The organism is Cyanobacteriota bacterium (assembly GCA_025054735.1).
Taxonomy (GTDB): domain Bacteria; phylum Cyanobacteriota; class Cyanobacteriia; order SKYG9; family SKYG9; genus SKYG9.
This window is the reverse complement of the sequence record JANWZG010000553.1, coordinates 1-2,021: the sequence shown is the minus strand read 5'-3', so window position 1 is coordinate 2,021 and position 2,021 is coordinate 1. Positions and strand designations below refer to the sequence as shown.

Below are 2,021 nucleotides of genomic sequence, written 5' to 3'. Positions count from 1 at the left end.
GGACTCACCTTATTACAACCAGTAGTAGGGTTCCAAGTCTTGTCAGTCCATTCAATACCAGTGTTGCTGCTTGACATCCTGCTAGTATATTCTTTTCAGAACTGGTTGCAACCTATTATCTTAGTACAAAGGATCTATAAAGCTCCGGGTTTGATACGGTTTGTATTAATTAAAACTAGTGAGTGGCCCTAGGTTATAAATCACTACCCTTGCGTTATGGTTGAACAAGCGTCTATTGAAATTCTTCAACTGTCCTACGAAGCTCATGGAGCTTTGAGACGATCGCAAATCCATACCATTGCGGATTTACTTCTCTATACTGAAGAAGACCTAAGAATCCTGAACCCACGATCAGCGGATGAAATCATTCACGCCCTCTATGAGCGATTAAACCTCACTCTGCCCAGCGTTACTCCTGATAATAACTATGTCTGAACTCTCTGCCCTTATCCTAGCTGGTGGGCTAAGTTCCCGCATGGGTAAGGACAAGGCGCTCTCACTCTGGCAGGGAATTCCACTCCTTCAGCAGGTCTGCACTGTAGCAGCTAACTGTTGCCCCACGATTTATGTCATTACCCCCTGGCCAGACCGTTACAAGACCCTAGTTTCAAACGTTTGTTGGATCCATGAAGATCAGCCAGGGCAAGGCCCCCTCGTTGCTCTAACCCAGGGATTAATGCATATACCCACCGATTGGGTGCTGTTACTAGCCTGTGACTTACCTTGCCTACAGGCAACAGTACTGCAACAGTGGGCTATGCAGTTAGCCACTTTGCCTGCCGAGACTCTGGCATTTGCACCTTATCATCACGATCGCTGGGAGCCGCTATGCGCCTTTTACCGGCGACGAGCACAACTTAGTCTCCAAGCATTTGTGCAGCAAGGTGGTCGATCATTTCAGCGATGGCTAGCCCAAAACCCAGTACAATCCATTCCTGTAGAGGCTGAGATGGCCGCTATGCTTAGAAACTGTAACACTCCAGCAGATTTGGCCGAGTAATTCACTGGCAGACATTACTGCTAAAGCTGGAAGGTTGGACAACGACTACTTAAAACCTCTGATAACCAAGCATCTCTCTATGAACTACCTCGTAGCTGTATTGCGCGATCGCATCCAGGCAGAAGCTGCCTACTCAGCACTGGAAGCCCAGAATCTGCCCATGGAAAAAATCACTATTCTTGGTAAGGGGTACAAAAGTGCCGATGAGTATGGACTGATTGATCCCAACGAGCAGGCTCGTCGCCAGGTTAAGCTCATGGCAACGTGGCTAATCCCCTTTGGATTTTTAGCAGGTACCACCTTTAGCCTCATCACAGGCTTAAACACCTTTGCCTGGGCTGGCGAGATTGGCAATCACGTGATTGGTGGTCTGCTAGGAGCCATATCCGGTGGTTTAGGGAGTCTTGTCGTAGGTGGGGGTGTTGGACTAATCATTGGTGGCGGCGATGCCCTGCCCTACCGCAATCGGTTGAATGCTGGCAAGTACCTCATCGTTGTGAGAGGTTCTGATAGCCTTACCCGTCAAGCAACAACTATCTTGCGTCAGTTTGATCCAGAGAGCCTGCAAGGTTATGTTGACAACAGTAATCCTTAAATTTGGAGTCACAAATTAGCGAGATTGGCCCCGGCAAACCATCTAGGCATCACCGCGATGCTCGCATGATTAGAATGATGCCAACCGTCAACCCTAGAATATTTGTCACCCAGCCAGCAATCACAGGCGAGAGTGCACCAGTCCATCCCAAAACGCCCGTTACCGAGAACAGCAGATAGTAGCTAAAGATAATTGCAACACTAATGCCAAATCCAGTTGCACGACTAGTTCGCTGGGGGCGGCATCCCAAAATTGCCCCCACCATACCAAAAATCAAACAAGAGAACGGCAAGGCATACTTTTGTTGAATCACTACTTCTAGCCGACGAATTTTTTGTTCATCGCCACTCATGCGTAGTAATTCTAGGTATCTGGTTGCCTCTACAATGTTCATTTCAGAATCCCCGCGTCCTCGACTAGCTAGGT

At 48.2% G+C, this 2,021-nt stretch carries 5 protein-coding genes; 3 read left to right on the top strand and 2 right to left on the bottom strand.

The genetic code is table 11. The features are described from left to right. Positions 1-77, bottom strand: a 77-nt coding sequence (locus NZ772_18055; GenBank protein ID MCS6815459.1) for a phage Gp37/Gp68 family protein, incomplete at its 3' end; no start/stop codon positions are given. A gap of 139 nt (positions 78-216) precedes the next feature. Between NZ772_18055 and NZ772_18050 the strand changes: the two genes are divergently transcribed. From NZ772_18050 to NZ772_18040, 3 genes are all read left to right on the top strand, one after another. Beyond that, positions 217-435, top strand: a complete 219-nt coding sequence (locus NZ772_18050) for a hypothetical protein (protein MCS6815458.1) — start codon at positions 217-219, stop codon at positions 433-435. After that, the gene (locus NZ772_18045) at positions 428-1,000 is read left to right on the top strand and encodes a molybdenum cofactor guanylyltransferase (protein MCS6815457.1); all 573 of its coding nucleotides are present in this window, start codon (positions 428-430) and stop codon (positions 998-1,000) included. The genes NZ772_18050 and NZ772_18045 overlap by 8 nt, the downstream gene beginning before the upstream one ends. Positions 1,001-1,079: 79 nt before the next feature. After that, positions 1,080-1,595 carry a hypothetical protein gene (locus tag NZ772_18040; GenBank protein MCS6815456.1) on the top strand — a complete coding sequence of 172 codons (516 nt, stop codon included), beginning with the start codon at positions 1,080-1,082 and terminating at the stop codon, positions 1,593-1,595. A 49-nt stretch (positions 1,596-1,644) separates the two neighbouring features. Here NZ772_18040 and NZ772_18035 read toward each other — a convergent pair. Then, on the bottom strand, positions 1,645-2,021 hold a 377-nt coding region (locus tag NZ772_18035; protein ID MCS6815455.1), incomplete at its 5' end, for an LptF/LptG family permease.